Annotated in this window: 15 protein-coding genes and 2 pseudogenes; 4 read left to right on the plus strand and 13 right to left on the minus strand. The window is 70.4% G+C overall.

Annotation, left to right across the window (positions count from 1 at the left end):
* Positions 1-33: 33 nt before the first annotated feature.
* The gene (locus tag VSH64_RS32125; RefSeq protein ID WP_326566500.1) at positions 34-630 is read right to left on the minus strand and encodes a TetR/AcrR family transcriptional regulator; all 597 of its coding nucleotides are present in this window, start codon (positions 628-630) and stop codon (positions 34-36) included.
* A gap of 128 nt (positions 631-758) precedes the next feature.
* Here VSH64_RS32125 and VSH64_RS32130 point away from each other — a divergent pair, with 128 nt between their 5' ends.
* Both VSH64_RS32130 and VSH64_RS32135 read left to right on the plus strand, forming a co-directional pair.
* Positions 759-1,904 (plus strand): acyl-CoA dehydrogenase family protein, encoded by a 1,146-nt coding sequence (locus VSH64_RS32130; protein ID WP_326566501.1) that lies wholly within the window; start codon positions 759-761, stop codon positions 1,902-1,904.
* Between the two features lie 124 nt (positions 1,905-2,028).
* A complete protein-coding gene (locus VSH64_RS32135) occupies positions 2,029-2,580 on the plus strand; it encodes a Uma2 family endonuclease (protein WP_326838079.1) in 552 nt (183 codons plus the stop codon).
* 44 nt (positions 2,581-2,624) lie between these two features.
* Here the strand turns inward: VSH64_RS32135 and VSH64_RS32140 are convergent.
* The 3 genes and pseudogenes from VSH64_RS32140 to VSH64_RS32150 all read right to left on the minus strand — a co-directional run.
* A pseudogene (locus tag VSH64_RS32140) lies at positions 2,625-3,836 on the minus strand (amidohydrolase); the annotation flags it as partial.
* 11 nt (positions 3,837-3,847) lie between these two features.
* Positions 3,848-4,360 (minus strand): GNAT family N-acetyltransferase, encoded by a 513-nt coding sequence (locus VSH64_RS32145; RefSeq protein WP_326566502.1) that lies wholly within the window; start codon positions 4,358-4,360, stop codon positions 3,848-3,850.
* Positions 4,327-5,232 (minus strand): aldose 1-epimerase family protein, encoded by a 906-nt coding sequence (locus VSH64_RS32150; protein ID WP_326566503.1) that lies wholly within the window; start codon positions 5,230-5,232, stop codon positions 4,327-4,329. Before VSH64_RS32150 ends, VSH64_RS32145 begins: the two co-directional genes overlap by 34 nt.
* An 89-nt stretch (positions 5,233-5,321) precedes the next feature.
* On the opposite strand from VSH64_RS32150, the gene VSH64_RS32155 reads away from it, so the two are divergent.
* Both VSH64_RS32155 and VSH64_RS32160 read left to right on the plus strand, forming a co-directional pair.
* The gene (locus VSH64_RS32155; RefSeq protein ID WP_326566504.1) at positions 5,322-5,894 is read left to right on the plus strand and encodes a TetR/AcrR family transcriptional regulator; all 573 of its coding nucleotides are present in this window, start codon (positions 5,322-5,324) and stop codon (positions 5,892-5,894) included.
* On the plus strand, positions 5,894-6,697 hold the full coding sequence (locus tag VSH64_RS32160) for an MBL fold metallo-hydrolase (protein ID WP_326566505.1): 804 nt from the start codon (positions 5,894-5,896) through the stop codon (positions 6,695-6,697). Before VSH64_RS32155 ends, VSH64_RS32160 begins: the two co-directional genes overlap by 1 nt.
* Here VSH64_RS32160 and VSH64_RS32165 read toward each other — a convergent pair.
* From VSH64_RS32165 to VSH64_RS32205, 9 genes and pseudogenes are all read right to left on the minus strand, one after another.
* Positions 6,675-8,033: an APC family permease gene (locus VSH64_RS32165; protein WP_326566506.1), complete on the minus strand. Its 1,359-nt coding sequence runs from the start codon at positions 8,031-8,033 to the stop codon at positions 6,675-6,677. The genes VSH64_RS32160 and VSH64_RS32165 overlap by 23 nt on opposite strands.
* 38 nt (positions 8,034-8,071) lie before the next feature.
* Complete coding sequence (locus VSH64_RS32170) at positions 8,072-8,605, minus strand: hypothetical protein (protein ID WP_326566507.1); 534 nt, start codon at positions 8,603-8,605, stop codon at positions 8,072-8,074.
* 24 nt (positions 8,606-8,629) lie between these two features.
* A complete protein-coding gene (locus tag VSH64_RS32175; RefSeq protein ID WP_326838080.1) occupies positions 8,630-9,976 on the minus strand; it encodes an MFS transporter in 1,347 nt (448 codons plus the stop codon).
* 499 nt (positions 9,977-10,475) lie between these two features.
* Complete coding sequence (pdxH, locus tag VSH64_RS32180; protein ID WP_326566508.1) at positions 10,476-11,153, minus strand: pyridoxamine 5'-phosphate oxidase; 678 nt, start codon at positions 11,151-11,153, stop codon at positions 10,476-10,478.
* A gap of 173 nt (positions 11,154-11,326) precedes the next feature.
* Positions 11,327-11,941: pseudogene (locus tag VSH64_RS32185) on the minus strand (TetR/AcrR family transcriptional regulator); the annotation flags it as partial.
* Between the two features lie 523 nt (positions 11,942-12,464).
* A complete protein-coding gene (locus VSH64_RS32190) occupies positions 12,465-13,163 on the minus strand; it encodes an urease accessory protein UreD (protein WP_326566510.1) in 699 nt (232 codons plus the stop codon).
* Entirely contained in the window at positions 13,160-13,855 is a 696-nt protein-coding gene (gene ureG, locus VSH64_RS32195; protein ID WP_326566511.1) for an urease accessory protein UreG, read from the minus strand. Before ureG ends, VSH64_RS32190 begins: the two co-directional genes overlap by 4 nt.
* Positions 13,845-14,531 carry an urease accessory protein UreF gene (locus VSH64_RS32200; protein ID WP_326566512.1) on the minus strand — a complete coding sequence of 229 codons (687 nt, stop codon included), beginning with the start codon at positions 14,529-14,531 and terminating at the stop codon, positions 13,845-13,847. The genes ureG and VSH64_RS32200 overlap by 11 nt, the downstream gene beginning before the upstream one ends.
* A gap of 13 nt (positions 14,532-14,544) precedes the next feature.
* Positions 14,545-16,266, minus strand: coding sequence for an urease subunit alpha (locus VSH64_RS32205; RefSeq protein ID WP_326566513.1), 1,722 nt, complete (start codon positions 16,264-16,266; stop codon positions 14,545-14,547).
* Position 16,267 lies beyond the last annotated feature (1 nt).

A 16,267-nucleotide genomic window follows, 5' to 3' on the forward strand; every position in this document is an offset into this window, starting at 1 on the left:
GTGTAGAGGACGGATTCGTGACAAATCCTGTCCTCAGTCCTTGTTCAGCCCGCCGAGGAGCAGCTCGCCGAGCGCGGTGAACGCCTCGGCGTCGGACACGTCGGTGCGGCGGCCGAGCACACCGGTCTGGATGCCCTCCACGATCAGGCCGGTCATCTCCGCCACGAGCCGGGCGTGCACGTCGCGGAACACGCCGTCGGCCACGCCCTTGTCGATGAACGCGCGGATGCGGCGGGCGGCAGCGCGGCTGTTGAGCTGGTAGGTGTCGCGGGCCGGCTCGAACGCCGCGATGTCGTTCATGAACGTGGGCGAAGCGCGGTTGAGGTGCTCGGAGACGCCGGCGAGGTACTCCCCGATCAGCTTGCGCGCGTCGTCGATGCCCTCGATCCGCGTCTCGATGCGCTTCGCGGCGCCCCGGAAGAAGTGGGCGACGACCTTGACGGCGAGCTGCTCCTTGCTGGGCGCGAGCGCGTAGAGGGTCGACTTCGAGCAGCGCAGACGGGCGGCCAGGTCGTCGAGCGTGAAGCCGGCGAACCCCTCGGCGAGGAACAGCGTCTCGAGCTCGGCGAGCAGCGCCTGCTGCCGGGCCGTGGGCCGCCGGCGGGGTTCGGGTTCGGTCTGTGCGCTCATCGGGGGGTGCCACCAGCTTTCCTGATCGAGTCACTATCCCCTACGAACCTGAGACAGCCCCGCCCTCCGTACGGTACTCTCAAACGGCCCCCAGTACTGTTTTCAGTACTCCTGCCACTGGAGGAGCCATGCCGGCGGAACGTTTGCTGCCCACCACCGAGGCCGAAGACCTGCTCGCGCTGGTCAGGGAGATCGCGCGCGACGAGCTGCGGCCCCGGGCCGACGCGGCCGAGGAGGCCGAAGAGTTCCCGCGCGACGCGTTCACGCTGCTCGGCAAGTCCGGGCTGCTGGGGCTGCCGTACGCCGAGGAGTGGGGCGGCGCCGACCTGCCGTACGAGGTGTACCTGCAGGCGCTGGAGGAGATCGCGGCCGCGTGGATGACCGTGGGCGTGGGCCTGTCGGTGCACACGATGTCCTGCTACGCGCTCGCCCACTTCGGCACGGACGAACAGCGTTCGCGCTGGCTGCCGGACCTGCTCGGCGGCTCGCTGCTCGGCGCGTACGCGCTCTCCGAGACGCAGGCCGGCTCCGACGCGGCCGCGTTGTCGACGCGCGCCCGCCGCGACGGCGACGACTACGTGGTCAACGGCACCAAGGCCTGGATCACCCACGCCGGCGCGGCCGACTTCTACACCACCATGGTCCGCACGAGCGACGACGGCGGCCACGGCATCTCGTGCCTGCTCGTCGACTCGTCGACCCCGGGCCTGTCCGCCGCTCCCCGCGAACGCAAGATGGGCCTCACCGGCTCCCCGACGGCACAGATGATCTTCGACCACGCCCGCGTCCCGGCTTCGCGTTTGATCGGCGAGGAGGGGTCCGGCCTGAAAATCGCTTTGTCGTCCCTGAGCTCAGGGCGCCTCGGCATCGCCGCGTGCGCCGTGGGCCTGGCGCAGGCCGCCCTCGACGAAGCCGTGGCCTACGCGAAGGGCCGCACCCAGTTCGGCAAGCCGATCATCGAGTTCCAGGGCCTGGAGTTCCTGCTCGCCGACATGGCCGCCACCGTCGAATCGGCCCGCGCGACCTACCTCGACGCCGCCCGCCGCCGCGACCGCGGCCTCGACTTCCAGCGCCAGTCGTCCATCGCGAAACTCATCGCCACCGACGGCGCCATGAAGGTGACCACCGACGCCGTCCAGGTCCTCGGCGGCGCGGGCTACACGCGCGACTTCCCGGTGGAGCGGTACATGCGCGAGGCGAAGGTGCCGCAGATCTTCGAGGGGACGAACCAGATCCAGCGGATGGTGATCGCGAGGGCGTTGAAGGCTTCCTGACCCGGTCCCGGACCAGTTCAGGACACAGTTGAGCGCCGCCCGTTCCGGACCGGTTCCGGACACAGCTGAGGGCCGCCCGTTTCACGCGGTGGTCACGTAACGTGTCCGAGTGATTTCCTACCCGATGCCTCTTCGACTGCTCACGATCGAGGCGTACCTGGCGCTCGGCGAAACCGAACCCGGGTACACCGAGCTGTCCGAAGGTCGTCTCGTGCTGTCGCCGACGCCGAGCATCAGGCACAACCGCGCGGTCTACCAGCTGGCCACGCAGCTGATGGAGCAGCTACCGCACGGCTTGGAGGCCGTCCCGGGCGTGGATGTCGATCTCCGGCTCGCGCTGCCCGACGAACCCGGGTTCTCCCGTCGACCCGACCTCGTCGTGATCGACTCGGCGGCCGTCTCCTCTGACGAAGTCATCCGCGCGAGCGAAGTCCTCATCGCCGTGGAGATCGTGTCGCCGGGCTCGAAGCGGACCGACTACGTCACCAAGCACGACGAGTACGCCGACGCCGGCATCCCCTTTTACTGGATCGTCGATCTCAGCGACCCGGTGTCGCTCGTGGCCTGCCACCAGGCAGGCGAGCTCGGCTATCAGGACGCGCCCGCCGTCACCGGAGTTTTCACGACCACCCAGCCGTTCGCGGCGAAGGTCGACCTGACCGCGCTCACCGCTTGAGGCGCCGAACCCCGGCGCCTCAAGCGGTGCTGCGGGTCAGCGGGATCGCGGTACCGGCGATCCGCCGAAACGCCCTCACCGGTCGACTCGTCGTAGTGGTAGACCTCGGTGCCGCGGACGAACACGCGCAGCGCGCGGTTCATCACGTCGAGCGGGTCGCCCGACCAGAGGACCACGTCGGCGTCCAGGCCGGGTGCCAGGGAGCCGATGCGGTCGTCCAGGCCGAGCATCTCGGCCGGGTGCACGGTGAGTGAGCGCAGTGCCGTCTCGGGGTCCAGGCCGTCCTTCACGGCGAGGGCAGCCTGGTACACGAGGAAGTTGATCGGCACCACGGGATGGTCGGTGGTGATGGCGATCTTCACGCCGGCGCGGGCGAGGATCCCGGCCGAGCGCAGGGAGCGGTGGCGCAGTTCGACCTTGGACTTCGTGGTGAACAGCGGGCCGAGGATCACCGGCACGGCGCGTTCGGCGAGCAGGTCGGCGATGAGGTGGCCCTCGGTGCCGTGGTTGATCACGAGCTTGTAGCCGAACTCGTCGGCCAGCCGGATGGCCGTGACGATGTCGTCGGCGCGGTGCACGTGCTGGTCCCAGTACAGCTCGCCGTCGAGGACCTTCGCGAGCGTCTCCTGCGTGAGGTCGACCTCGTGCGGCTTGCCCTCGGCGAGGGCGTGCTCGCGCTTGGCCTGGTAGTTGCGGGCCTTGGTGAACGCCTCGCGCAGGATCGCGGCCACGCCGAGGCGGGTGGACGGGGTCTGCTTCTTGTCGCCGTACACGCGCTTCGGGTTTTCGCCCAGGGCGCTCTTCACGCTCACCTGCTCGGCGAACGTCATGTCCAGGATGCTGCGGCCCCACGTCTTCACGCCGATGGTCTGGCCGCCGATCGGGTTGCCCGACCCCGGCTTGATCACCACGCTCGTGACGCCGCCGGACAGCGCGTCGTCGAAGGCCGGTTCGTACGGGTCGATGCCGTCGATCGCGCGGAAGCGCGCGCCGTTGGGGTCGGTCATCTCGTTGGTGTCGTTGCCGGCCCAGCCTTCGCCGTCCTCGTGCACGCCGAGGTGCGCGTGCGCGTCGACGAAGCCCGGCAGGACCCAGCTGCCGGACGCGTCGACGAGCTCGGCGTCCTCCGGCACCTCCACGTCGGCGGCGGCGCCGACCTGCACGATCCGGCCGTCTTCGATGAGCACGGTGCCGTCTTCGATGGGAGCCGCACCGACGGGGACGACGTAGCCCCCCACAATCGCCTTAGATGCCATAGTTTGACACGCTAACGAATTGCCGCGGGCGCGCGACCGCGGGGTTTCTCCAGGTGGATGAGCTCGTAATCCGCTTCGGGGCTGCGGTGCGTCTCGCGGTAGCCCAGCCGCGCGTACAACCGCAGGGCACCGGCCGAACGTTCGCCGGTGAACAGCCGGAACCGCGTCACGGCCGACGCGGCCAGCTCCTCGGCCGCCAGCAGCAGCTCCGTGCCCAGGCCCTCGCCTTGGCGGTCCGGCGCCACGGCGAGCCGGCCGACCTCGCCGACGTCGCCGCGCACCCGGATGCGCACGGTCGCGATCAGCCGGTGGCCGTCGCGCACGCCCCACACCGGCAGCGCCGGGTCGGCCAGGGCCGCGCGCACGTCGGCCAGCGGCTCGACCAGCGGCGGCAGGTCGAAGTTGCCGTGCGCGCGGGCCTCGCTGAGGTACGCGGCGCGCTGCAGCGTGAACAGCTCGCCGGCGTCGGCCTCGGTCAGCAGCTCCGGCGTCACAGCACGCGGATGCCCCAGCTGCCCGACCATGACGTGGCGGGCTCGAGCTCGATGAGGTCCGTGCCGGTGTTCAGCGCGTCGGCCGGGCAGGTCATGGGCTCCAGCGCCACGGCGCGGCCGCGGCCGGTGAGGTCGTCGGGCGTGAACACCTGCACCCAGCGGAAGTCGGGGCCGGTCCAGACCACCAGGTGCTGGTCCTCGTGGGAGAGCACGTGGTGGTGGGTACCGTCGTCGGCCAGGGCCAGCGTGCCGAACGCGGTGTCGAGGTTGACCCCGGCGAGCACCTGACCGGCGCGGAAGTCGTACTCGGTGCCCTCGACGTCCTGCTCGTCGGCGTAGGGCATCTGCTGGTCACCGACGTACGGCCGCACCCGCGAAGCAGGCAGCGTGAGCGTGAGGTCATCGGTCGGCACGTCGCCGATGCGGAAGTACGGGTGCGTGCCGACCCCGACGCCGATGGCCTGCTCGCCCTCGTTGCGGATCTCGTGGGTGATGGTGAGCTCACGCGGCTGCAGCTCGTAGGTGATGGTGGCGCGCAACGGCACCGGCCAGCCGGGCTGCACCTCGACGTCGACCGCGAGCGTGATCGACGACTCGGCGTGCTCCAGCAGCTCCCACTCCTTGTGGCGCGTGAGGCCGTGGATGGCGTTGCCGCGCGCGGCTTCCGTGATCTCCAGCTGCTGCTTCTCGCCCTGGAACTCCCACTGCCCGCCCTTGGTGCGGTTCGGCCACGGGAGCAGCACCTGACCGAGGCCCTTCGGCGGCATCTCGTCGGCCGCGTACTCCTCGACGTAGGGCACACCGCCGACCTCGAACGCACGCAGCCCGGCACCGATCTCGGTGACGATGGCGCGCGCGTTGCCGCGGGTGATTTCGAACTGCTCTCCGGTGGGGTTGGCCATGCCGCAGACATTACCGGCGGGCGGCGAGCCGTCACGCGCGGTCGAAACTAACTAGACCGGTCGTCATAGTTTGAGTTACGGTGAGCGCCATGGTCCGCCGCACCGACACCCGCCGCCGCATGCTCGAATCGGCCGCAGAGCTGTTCCAGACCCAGGGCTACCACGCCACCGGCCTCACGCAGCTCGTCGCCGCGGGCGGGGCGCCGAAGGGCTCGCTGTACTTCCACTTCCCCGGTGGCAAGGAGCAGCTCGCGGCCGAGGCCGTGCAGCTGTCGAGCTCGCGGGTGGCCGATGCGCTCACAGCTGCGGTCACTGCGGCGCCCGACCCGGCGTCGGCGATCTCCGCGGTGGTCGACGCACTGGCCACCTCACTCATCTCATCCGACTTCCAGCGCGGGTGTCCACTTGCGACAGTCGCCCTGGAGGCGGACAGCGAACCGCTGCGTTCCGCGTGCGAAACCGGGTACGCCGACTGGCACACCCGGCTGGTTTCGTACTTCACCGACCAGGGCCTGCCGTCCGACCGCGCCACTTCCCTGGCCACGGTGGTGCTCGCGTCGATCGAAGGCGCGCTGCTGTTCGCCAAGACCCGCCGCGACGTCACGCCACTGCGCGACATCGCCGCCCATCTGCACACCACCGTCTCGAGGGAGTTCTCCTGATGCGCGTGCGCCACCTCAACTGCGGCACCATGACCCCGCTCGGCGGCCGGCTCGTCGACGGCCGCCCCGGCCTCCTGCGGCGCGCCACCCTCGTGTGCCACTGCCTGCTCCTCGAATCCGACACCGGCCTGGTCCTGATCGAAACCGGTATGGGCACGCCCGCCGTCACCGAGCCGGAACGCTGGCTGGGCCGCCGGTTCCTCACGCTGTCGCGCCCGGTGTCCCGCCCCGACGAGACGGCCGTGAGCCAGCTCCGCGCCCTCGGCCACGACCCCGCCGACGTGCGCGACATCGTGCTCACCCACCTCGACCTCGACCACGCGGGCGGGCTGGTGGACTTCCCGCAGGCTCGCGTGCACGTCTACGCGGCCGAACTGGCGGCCTACCGGGCCGGGAACAAGCGGTACCGGTCCGTGCAGTTCGCCCACGGTCCACAGTGGATCGAACACACCGACACCGGCGACGACTGGTTCGGCTTCTCCGCGGCGCAGGAAATCCTCCCCGACGTCGCGTTGATCCCCCTGGCGGGCCACACCCTCGGCCACGCCGGCGTCGCGGTGAACACCGACACCGGCTGGCTCCTCAACGCGGGCGACGCGTACTTCTCCCACTCGGAGATCGACACGCCAGGCTCCATCCCGCCCGGCCTGGCCCTGTTCGAACGCCTGGTGCAGACCGTGCCCGAGCAACGCGTGCACAACCAGCAGCGCCTACGCGAGCTGCGCCGGACCGGCGACGTCACCATCTTCGCCGCCCACGACCTCACCGACTTCGAACTCCTCAGCCGACCGGCTCACGCTTGACGTCCCGCCGGTCGATCCCCCGCTTCACCAGCCAGTTCACGAACCACAACACCACCCCGACCCCCAGCAGGATCGCCGCCACGCGGTAGTCGCTCGCCGGGCGGCCCGACAGCGGGCTCACCAGATACAGGCAGAAGATCGCCGCCAGCACCGGGATCACGGTGGGCGCGCGGAAGTGCTTGTGCGCCACCTTGTCCTTGCGCAGCACGAGCAGGGCGACGTTGACGATGGCGAACACCACCAGCAGCAGCAACGCCGTGGTGCCGCCGAGGGCCGAGATGTCCACAAAGGACACCAGGACGATCGCGATCACGCTCGTGAAGATGATCGACACCCACGGCGTGCGCCGGGTCGGGTGCACGCGGCCGAACACGGACGGCAGCACCTTCTCGTTGGCCAGGCCGTAGAGCAGGCGGCTGGCCATGAGCATGTTGATCAGCGCCGAGTTGATCACCGCGAACAGGCCGATGGTCGAGAAGATCTCACGCGGGAAGCCGGGCGCGCCGATGTCGAGCACGGTGAGCAGGGCGTTGCTCTTGGCGGCGGCGAGGTCGCCGGCCGGCACGAGCAGCGAGGACGTGATGGACACGAGGACGTAGATCGTCGCGGCCACGACCATGCCCCAGAGCATGGCCTTCGGGAAGATGCGCACCGGGTCGTGGCACTCCTCGGCCATGTTCACGGAGTCCTCGAAGCCCACCATCGCGAAGAACGCCAGCGAGGTCGCCGACGTGATGGCCACGAGCCACGTCTTGTCCGCCGTGTTGATCTCGACCAGGCGCGAGGGCTCGCCGTCGCCGTTGAGGACGGCCCACACGCCGACGCCGATGATGATCAAAAGGCCCGACAATTCGATGCAGGTGAGCACCACGTTGGCCTTCACCGATTCGCCGACGCCGCGGAAGTTGATCAGCGCCAGCAGGATCACGAACGCGATGCCGACCAGCACCACCGGCAGCTTCACGAACGCCGCGAGGTAGGTCGCGCCGAACGCGACCGCGGCCGAGGACGCCGACGTGATGCCCGAGCACATCACCGCGAACGCGACCATGAACGTCAGGAACGGCACGCCGAACGCCTTGTTCGTGTACAGCGCCGCCCCCGCCGCCCGCGGGTACTTGCCGACGAGTTCGAGGTAGCTGAACGCCGTCATGAACGCGACCACGAACGCCAGCAGGAACGGCAGCCACAACGCCCCACCCACGCGCCCGGCGACCTGGCCGGTCAGCGCGTAGACGCCGGTGCCGATGATGTCGCCCACCACGAAGAACAACAGCAGCTTCGGGCCCATCACGCGCCGAAGAACCGGTTCCGTGCCCGCCCTCACGTCCGTCATGGGCGATTAGTCTGCCTTGTCCGGCTCGCCGGCGAAAGTCACACGGCGGTGACCGCGGTTTTCACCAGCGGAATCATCATCTGCTGCGTCATCTTCACCGGACCGGTGTAGTTCACGAGCACGGGCACGCCCTTGACGATCTTGGCCGTGGCCAGCGTCGCGGTCTTCTGCTCGTCGAGGTAATACACGGCCCCGCTGGCGAAGCCCGGCACGTCGACGGCGCCCGGCTTGGCCTTCTTGATGGCCGCGACCATGGCGGCGGGATCGGCCTGGCGGCCCTCGTAACGGGTCACGGCCAGCGCGCCCGCCTGCTTGTCGCCGACGAGGTATTCGCAGGTGGTGGCCTTGCCGCCGTTGCTCGCGTTTTCCTGGTTCGGGCCGACCTTCGACGTGACGCCCGGGATCTTGATCGCGGCGCTCACCTCACTCGCCGAGAGCAGTGAGCACGTGGACCCCGGCGGGGCGGGCTTGGCCGACGACGACGGTTTCGGCGGCGCGGCTTGCTGCTCACCCGAAGAACAGGCGGTGAGCGCGGCGGCGGTGAGCAGCAGGGCGACCGGGTAAACACGCATGCCCGGCATCGTAGGCCGTTTGGCCTAATCCCCCGCGACCGGTTCGACGCCCTTCGCCGCGACCTGCGTCTCCGCGCCTTCGCGCGCCGGCTCGGTCTTGGCCTCGTGACCCATCGGGGCGCGGTATCGCCAGAACGCCGGCAGCAGGAACATCGACGCCAGCACCAGCACGATCACCAGCAGGCCGCCGCCGGTCGACGCGGCCTCGGTGCCCCAGATCGCTCCGGCCCAGCCGTGCGTGAGGTCGGCCAGCCGCGGCCCACCCGCCACGACGACCGTGAACACGCCCTGCAGGCGCCCGCGCATCTCGTCGGTGGTGGCCGTCTGCAGGATCGCCTGCCGGTACACGGAGCTGACCATGTCGGCGCCACCGGCCAGCGCCATGAAGATCACCGCGAGCCACAGCGAGTGCGAGATCCCGAACGCCGCGATCGCCGCGCCCCACAGGCAGATCGACAAGACCACGGCCACGCCCTGGCGCGCCACGCGGTGCAGCCAGCCGGAGAACAGGCCGATCACCATCGCACCCGCCGGCAGCGCCGCGTACAGCAGGCCCAGCGCCGGCCCGCCACCCGGCGGGTCGCCGAACGTGCGCTCGGCCATCTCCGGGATCAACGCGCGCGGCATGCCGGCCACCATCGCGATGATGTCCACGACGAACGACGCCAGCAGCACCTTCTGCGTGGCCAGGTACCGGAACCCGTCGACCACGTCCCCGATCCCGGCCCGCCGCGACGCCCCGTTGAGCGGCGGGATCGACGGCAACCGCCACACGGCGATCAGCGTGATCATCAGCGCGCACACGTCCACGAGGTAGAGCGTCGACAGCCCGATCACCGGGATCAGCGCCCCGCCGAACAGCGGCCCGAACACCGCGCCGAACGTCGACATCGTCGTGTTCAGCGCGTTCGCCGACGGCAGCAGCTCCGGCGGCACCAGCCGCGCGACCACCGCCCCGCGCGTGGGCATGTTGATCGCGAAGAACGCCTGGTTGGCCGCGAGCAGCACCAGCACGAGCGTGACGGAATCGAACCCGGCGAAGGCCTGCAACCACAGCAACGCGGAGGAAACGGCCACCCCGACGTTCGTGACCAGCAGCAGCTTCCGCCGGTCCACCGCGTCGGCGATCGCCCCGCCCCACAGCCCGAACACGAGCAACGGCACCAGCGCGACGGCCCCGGTCAGCCCCACGTACCCGGACGACCCGGTCAGGTCGAACACCTGCTTGGGCACCGCCACAGCCGTGAGCTGCGACCCGACCGCCGTCACCGCCGTCGACACCCACAGCCGCCGGAACGCCGGAATCTTCAGCGGCCGCGTATCCACCACGATGCGCCCAAGAACCTTGCGCACCCCCGCACGCGGCGGCACCGTCCCCGGATCAGAAGTCACGACACGTCATCTTAGCTGCGCTAACTAACTCAACGTGAGTGATTTTGATCGCCGCGCACCCACCACGCGACGCCACGTCACGAAGATCCGTTTTGTCTTTTTCCACGACGCCACCGCCGCAACCCACCCACACCACCGCCGGCGAACACCCACCACACAACCGCCAGCGACAGCCCACCTCACCAACCGCCGCCGACAGCCCCCTCACCAACCTCCGCCGACAGCCCCCTCACCAACTGCCAGCGACCCCCATCTCACCAACCGCCACCAACCCACCTGACCGACGACGCACCCAGCCCCCGCCCTGCACCTCGATCCCCGCGCCCTTCACGGTTCTGGGCCCTGTGTCAAGGCATCTTTCCCGCCTTGACACAGGGCCCAGAACCGTAGAAACAATCAAAGATCGGGGTGCTCGGCCACCACGGCCCCCGCCAGGGGGCGTCAGCCCCCTGAGACCTAAGACCGACCACCAGCGGGATCAGGGAGCCAACCGCTCCACATTCCACCCATCATCCGTCCGCCTGAACCTCAACCGATCATGCATCCGGTCCTCCCGCCCCTGCCAGAACTCGACAAAGTCCGGCCGGATCCGCCACCCACCCCAATGCGGCGGCGCCGGAATACTCTCCACATCCCCAAACCTGCGCTCAATCCCCCGCAACGCGTTCTCCAACGCCCTGCGCCCATCCACAATCCGCGACTGCGGCGAAGCCCAAGCCCCCAACTGCGACCCCCGCGGCCTCTGCGCCCAATACGCAGCAGTCTCGTCGGCGGCCACCTTCTCCACCTCACCCCGCACGGTCACCTGCCGCTGCAGCGAGTACCAGGGGAACGTCGCCGACGCATACCGCGTAGCCGTGAGGTCGTGGCTCTTCGCCGACGTGTAGTTGGTGTAGAACACCACGCCACGCTCGTCCAGCCCCTTGCACAGCACCGTCCGGGACGACGGGTGCCCTTCGTGATCGGCCGTGGCGAGCACCATCGCGTTGGGCTCGGAGACGCCTTCGGAGATCGCCTGGCTCAGCCAGTTCTGCAGCTGCTCGGTCCACGTGGCCGCGAGCGCCGCCTCGTCGAACGGGGCGCCGTCGTACGCCACCCGCATCCCGGGCAGCCGGATCACCGCGTCGGCGGCCACCTCGTCGGTCTCCGGCATCATGGGCCCCAACCTCCGTACCCCTGGTGAGGGTGTCGACTCATCGGTATCCGCCGACGGTATTGGGTCCTCAGCTGCGGCGAAACCCACCGAACGGTGACTCCTGCCACCCTCACTGGACCGGGCGGCGTAACCCGCGGTTAACCCCGTGGACCCGGATCGATCAAGCGCCTTCAGGGCCGGGTGATCGCCGCCAGCATCAGCGCGCGCAGCTCCGCTCCGACCTCGGCCACGGGCAGCGGCGGTTCGTGCGCCTGCCACTCGCGCAGCAGGCCCGTGGCGGCGCCCACGAGCGCGATCGCCGTGAGGCGGTAGTCGCGGTCGGGGGCGGCGCCGGCCTCGGCCGCGCGGCGCGCCTCGTTCTCGATGAAGGTGGCCCAGCGGTCCACCCACACCTGGTGCTGCTCTTCGAGTTCCGGGCTCACGCCCACGGCCTCGACGTAGTTCAGCCGCGGCATTCGCGGATCGATGGTCACCGTGGCGACGAAAACGTCGAGCAGCCTCGCGATGCGGGTCATCGCGTCGGCGTGCTTGACCTCCTCGAGCGCCGCCGAAACGTGCGTGAGCGCGAGCGAGTTGATGCGGTCGTGCAGGGTCCGCAGCACTTCTTCCTTGCTGCCGAACTCCTCGTAGAAATTCCGGGTCGAGACGCCGGCACGAGTACACAACTGGGTGATCTTCGCCTGCCGGAAGCCCGTCGAGGTGAACAGCTCGAGCGCGGCCGTGAGCAGCCGCTCCCTGCGTTCGGCGCGTCTCTGCTCCGGCGGGACGCCACCGTAGGTACGGGCCACCGGCCCTCCTTCCCGCCGTGCGCCGCCCGGAAGGCGGCACCGGCGTCCATCTTGTGAAAATCACAATTACCGATCGAACGGACGCGGGATCGCTCGAAAATTGATTCCGGTAATCACGGTGGCCACTTCACTGCGATTCGCCAGGCGACTCCACCAGGCGATCGCGAAATGCGACCCACGCGGACGGTCCGGCGGCCGAAACGCTCCGTCGAACTGCGGCGATCACGGTAGCGAGCAGCGGATCACCGGTTCGCGCAGGGCCCACCACGGGCGATCACCGACCGCTAAGTCGTTGCCACGCCAGGGAATCGTCGCAGCTTCTCGGGCTTGAACGGCGTTCTGCCAGGTGCCGATCACGGCGGCACGCACCGCCGGATCGCCGGGCGCGCTCGAAAGAGCGCGGATCTCGCCGCGCACTCGGTACCGACGTGGGCTGGCAGGGCTTCCCCTCGCTGGAACACCGCGGTGGCGTTCCCGGTCGACGTGCGCAGGCTGGGCACGAAGTTGTAGCAGCCCAAGCGTTTCAAGGCAACATCCGCAACGCCGTCACGGCGTCGTCGGCCAGTGCCGTGGTGAGCGTGACACCGGTGGCCGGCGCCGTGCGCGACCACCAGTCACCCGAAGCCGTGGGGCGCGCGGGAAAACCCACTTCGAAGTCCGTCGCGAGCACTCGCTTGCCCGCCAGCGCGGCCAGTCCGGCGTCGAGCGCGGGCTCACCGATCGTCTGCGTCTGGCGCAGCAGCGGAATTCCGCCGCGGACCACGTGCGTGGTCGTGGTGAGCCGGCCGGGCCGTTCACCGGCGCGGCCCAATACCAGGACTTCGCGAGTGTGGAAACGGGAATTTTCCCCGAGCGTCGCGCGCAGCACCGCCGTGTGGTCGGCGCGGCCGGTGACCACGGTCGGCTCCGGCAGGTACCCGAGCTCCGCGCCGTCCGCCACCTCGATGTCCACAGTGGACGAGCTGCCGCCGCCGGCCGGGCCCGGCAGCGCCAGCGTGGCCGCCACGCCGGACAGCCGCAGCACCGCACCGGGCCCGACGCGGATGTCGAGCAGCAGCTCGTCACCACCCAGCGGCGCGGTGGCCGAGCTCACGAGGTGCACCACGGCGTCGCGGCCGGTGCGGCGGCGCGGGAACAGCGTGAGCGGCGCCATCGACCGCAGCTCGCGCAGCACCGTGCGGCCGTCCTCGAAACACGCGACCACGCGCGCGTGGGCCTTCACCCCGCGCGCACCGGCAGCACCGAACGCACCCAGCGCGCCACGTCGGGCGCGTCCGGGGTGTCCACGAGCGATTGCGCGATCACCGGCAGCTCGCCGCGCATGCGGTGGGCGTCGGAGGTCATCACGTCGAGATCGGCGCCCACCAGGTGCGCGAGGTCGATCTTGTTGATCACGAGCAGGTCGGCCGTGGTCACGCCGGGGCCGCCCTTGCGCGGCACCTTGTCGCCGCCCGCCACGTCGACCACGAACACCTGGCTGTCGGCGAGGCCGCGGCTGAACACCGCGGTGAGGTTGTCGCCGCCGCTTTCGATGATCACCAGGTCCAGGCCCGGGAAGCGGTCCTCCAGCCGCTCGACGGCGTCGAGGTTGGCGGTGATGTCGTCGCGGATCGCGGTGTGCGGGCAGGCGCCGGTCTGCACCGCCTCGATGCGCTCGGGCGCGAGCACGCCGGCCTTGCGCAGGAAGTCGGCGTCTTCGGTCGTGTAGATGTCGTTGGTGACCACGGCGAGGTTCAGCTCGCCGCCGAGCGCACGGCACAGCGCCGCTGTGAGCGCCGTCTTGCCGCTGCCGACGGGGCCGCCGATGCCGATGCGGTAGGCGCGCCCGGCCGTCGGCCCCGGCGCGTGGTGGTCGGGCCCGGTGGCGGTGGGGTCGAAGTTCACCGGGTGGGTGTGGTGGTGTTCAGCCGGCAAAGAGACGCACCTCTTCCTCGTGGTGGCGGGCGTGGGCCTCGGCGAGCAGGTCCAGCGCGGGTGAGCCCGGTGCGGGCAGGTCGGCCGGGTCCAGCCCGGCCCCGTCGGCGGCGGCCCCGGCCACGGCGCGCACCTCGGCGCCGAGCCCGGCCACGGCGGCGTTCACGGCGAACGGGTCGAGCCCCAGCAGCCGCACGGCCGCGCTCGCCGGGCCGCTCACGGCCAGGTAGGCCACGGCCGCCGCGGCCTCGGCCGGCTCCCCGCCCGCGATGCCCACCAGCGCGCCGCAGACGATCGGGTGGTGCGGCCGCGGCGTCTCGGCGAGCAGGGCCGTGAGCACCGGCGAGGGCCACGCGATCGCCCCGGCTCGCGCGGTGCCGCGGCCCTGGGCCCGCGACGCCACGCGCTGGGCGGGCGACGGCGTGCGCGCGTCGAGCTCCTGGTCCAGCCGGCGCCAGTGTCCACTGAGGACGTTGCGACCGGCCGCGTGGGCCGCGGCGGCGGCGAAGGCGGCGGCCAGGGCTCCGGCGGTGCGCAGGCGGCTGAGCAGGAACCCCGGCAGGTCGGCTTCAGTCGTCACGAGCTTGCGGCTCACGGCTTCCTCGAGCCCGCCGGAGTGCACGTGGCCGCCCCCGGGGAACCGGGAGTCGGCGAGGATCAGCGCGGAGAGGTTCATGGGCACGGCTCCGTCAGAACAAGAAGTACCGCTGCGCCATCGGCAGCTCCGTGACCGGCATCGGCTCGATCAGCTCGCCGTCCACGTGCACGGCGAAGCTGTCGGGATCCACCCGCACGTCGGGCGTCGCGTCGTTGAGCACCATGTCGGTCTTGGTCCGCGCCCGCGTGTTCGCCACCGCGACCAGCGGCCGGTTGATGCCGAACGTCTCGGCCAGGCCCGAGCCGAGCGCCTCCGGCGCCACGAAGTGCAGGCTCGACGCCGCGGCCACCCGCGGCACGGCGCCGAACATCGGGCGCGCCAGCACCGGCTGCGGGGTCGGGATCGACGCGTTGGCGTCGCCCATCGCCGCCCACGCCGGGAAGCCGCCCTTGAGCACCACGTGCGGGCGCACGCCGAAGAACTTCGGTTCCCACAGCACGAGGTCCGCGAGCTTGCCGACCTCGACCGAGCCGATCTCGGCGTCCATTCCGTGGGCGATGGCCGGGTTGATCGTGTACTTGGCCACGTACCGGCGGGCGCGCAGGTTGTCGGCCGCGCCGTCGCCGGGCAGCGCGCCGCGGCGGCGTTTCATCACGTGCGCGGTCTGCCAGGTGCGGATGATCACCTCGCCGATGCGGCCCATGGCCTGCGAGTCGGAGCTCATCATCGAGATGGCGCCGAGGTCGTGCAGCACGTCTTCGGCGGCGATGGTGCTCGGTCGGATGCGGCTCTCGGCGAACGCGAGGTCCTCGGGCACCGACGGGTTGAGGTGGTGGCAGACCACCAGCATGTCGAGGTGCTCGTCGAGCGTGTTCACGGTGTGCGGGCGCGTCGGGTTCGTCGAGGACGGCAGGACGTTCGGCAGCGAGACGACCTGGATGATGTCCGGCGCGTGGCCGCCGCCGGCACCTTCGGTGTGGTAGGCGTTGATCGAACGGCCACGAATGGCCTCCACAGTGGACTCGAGGAACCCGGCCTCGTTGAGCGTGTCGGTGTGGATGGCCACCTGCACACCCGACTCGTCGGCCACCGTGAGGCACGCGTCGATCGCGGCGGGGGTGCTGCCCCAGTCCTCGTGCAGCTTGAAACCGCCGGCGCCCGCGGCGAGCTGCTCGCGCAGCGCTTCGTGGCGCACGGTGTTGCCCTTGCCGAGCAGCAGGACGTTGACCGGGTAACCGTCCATTGCGGACAGCATGCGGCCGAGGTTCCACGCACCGGGCGTGACCGTGGTGGCCTTGGTGCCCTCGTTGGGCCCGGTTCCACCGCCGACGAGCGTGGTCAGGCCCGCGGCGAGCGCGGTGTCCACGAGCTGCGGGCACACGAAGTGCACGTGGCAGTCGATGCCCCCGGCGGTGAGGATCTTCCCGTTGCCCGCCAGCACTTCCGTCGACGGGCCGAGCACCAGCGCCGGATTCACGCCGTCCATCGTGTCGGGGTTGCCGGCCTTGCCGATGCCGACGATCCGCCCGTCGCGCACGCCGACGTCGGCCTTCACCACACCCCAGTGGTCGAGGATCACGGCGCCGGTGATGATCAGATCCGGCGCGCCCTCCGCGCGCGTGGCCATGCCCTGGCCCATCGATTCGCGGATCACCTTGCCGCCGCCGAAGAGCACCTCGTCGCCGGACCCCGAAGGGCCCATCGACCGGTCTTCGGTCACCTCGATCAGCAGTTCGGTGTCGGCCAGCCGGATCCGGTCGCCGGTGGTCGGGCCGAACAGTTCCGCGTAACGCTCACGATCGATTCGCGGCATT

The organism is Amycolatopsis rhabdoformis (assembly GCF_035918295.1).
GTDB classification, from domain to species: domain Bacteria; phylum Actinomycetota; class Actinomycetes; order Mycobacteriales; family Pseudonocardiaceae; genus Amycolatopsis; species Amycolatopsis rhabdoformis.